This window comes from Aquiflexum sp. (assembly GCF_041749095.1).
Lineage (GTDB): Bacteria > Bacteroidota > Bacteroidia > Cytophagales > Cyclobacteriaceae > Aquiflexum.
The window spans coordinates 1-1,778 of the sequence record NZ_JBGTCA010000149.1 but is presented as its reverse complement, the minus strand read 5'-3'; the positions used below and the strand labels follow the sequence as shown (position 1 = coordinate 1,778).

Annotated in this window: 1 protein-coding gene; it reads left to right on the top strand. The window is 38.9% G+C overall.

Annotated elements, in window-relative coordinates:
- Positions 1–1,558, top strand: a 1,558-nt coding sequence (locus ACEW8O_RS07650; protein ID WP_373494031.1) for an outer membrane beta-barrel family protein, incomplete at its 5' end; no start/stop codon positions are given.
- Positions 1,559–1,778 lie beyond the last annotated feature (220 nt).

The window sequence follows — 1,778 nt, the reverse complement described above, 5'->3', positions numbered from 1 at the left end:
TTACGGTGGGTACAATTTAAGAAGATGGAGGGATGTTGGTGAAAGAAGGATGACAAGAGATATTTTTGAGGATAATGAAATACTTGAACAAGAAACCGACACAGAAAGTGAGAATCTAGGCCACACCTTCAATTATGGAGGGGAATATTATTTTGGCAAAAACATCATCAGCTATGAAGGTGTCTTTAGTACAAGTGATGATTATCAGATCAATACCTTGTTTTCAGAATTAAAGGATAAGACCAGTAGGGATTTGATTTTGGATTACGTGAGGAGAAATGATGAATCCGAGGCAGATGACGGTCTCGACAATGCCATCATTTACGAAAGGACATTCGACAATCCGGATCAATCTTTTAGGTTTACGGCAAGCAACTCTTATCGTAACCAATATAAAATTCAAAATATTGATATTTTCAGAAATACGCTCAACCCCATTCCGGAGAATCTTAACGGAAGGGAGCAGGCCTTTACGGATGAAAAAAGGTTTATCAATGTTTTCCAGGCAGATTATATCCACCCCATAAATGAAAAATCGAAAATTGAAACAGGATTGAAATCCAATATCAGGAAATTTGATAACGACTATATTTATTCAAGATTCCAGGAAACGGCCCAGGATTTTGTGGAGGATCCGGCGATAAGCAACCGGTTTATTTATAAAGATCAAATTCATGCGGGTTATTTTATCTATGCCAGATCATCATCCAAATTTGACTATACAATAGGTCTTAGAGGTGAGTATACCTTTGTGGATACCTACCTTGCCAATACAGATGAATCCAAAAAACAGGAATACTTTAACTTTTTCCCAAGTTTTCAGTCCCTTTATAAATTCAACGAGGTACATGGTCTTAAACTGACCTATAGCAGAAGAATAGACCGTCCCACAGCATGGAGACTTAACCCATTCCCGGATATAACAGATTCGTTGAACGTAAGAAGAGGAAATCCCAATCTTCAACCTGAAATGATTCATTCTTTGGAATTTGGACATTTGGCAAATACCGATAATTCAAGCTTTACCACCAACCTGTTTTACCGTCATGTTTCCGGCCAATTGGATTTTATCACCACAATTGAGGATGGCATTTCTTATTCGCAGCCTGATAACCTGAACACTGCCGAGTCTTACGGAGCTGAATTTATCGGGCTCAGTGAAATCGCCCCATGGTGGACGATGAGTGGAGGCTTGACCATGTTCCGAATTCGGGTAGACGGATCCAATATCGGGGAGGAATTTGTAAACAGTGGCTTTGCCTGGAATACCAAAATTACCAGTGACTTTAAGCTGCCATTGGATTTCAACTTTCAGCTTGTCGGCAATTATGAATCAGCGGAAATAGAGGCACAGGGCAGGGATCTTTCCCAATATTCTGTGGATGCCAATATTCAAAAATCCTTTTTAAACAATAAAGGAAATATCGCCCTTAGTATAAGGGATGTTTTTGACACCAGAAGATGGGCAGGAAACAGTTTGACCAATAGTTTTTCTCAGGATTTTTATGCCAAAAGAGAAACAAGAATCCTGATTTTGAGTGCCAGGTATAGTTTTTAAGTAATAGTGTTAAACAATAATAAGTATATCCGCAATCAAAATTCAGCAGGACCATTACAAAACCCGGATTTGTGAACTACTTCTGACTTTCAACCATTTACCTGATTAAACATTTGGTATTGACAGAACAGCCATAAATCATTTCTCCTAACCCCGATACTTCTTATTTTTTGTCCAAAAGATACCAACCGAGGGGATCCACCCCGATCATGGAATCGCT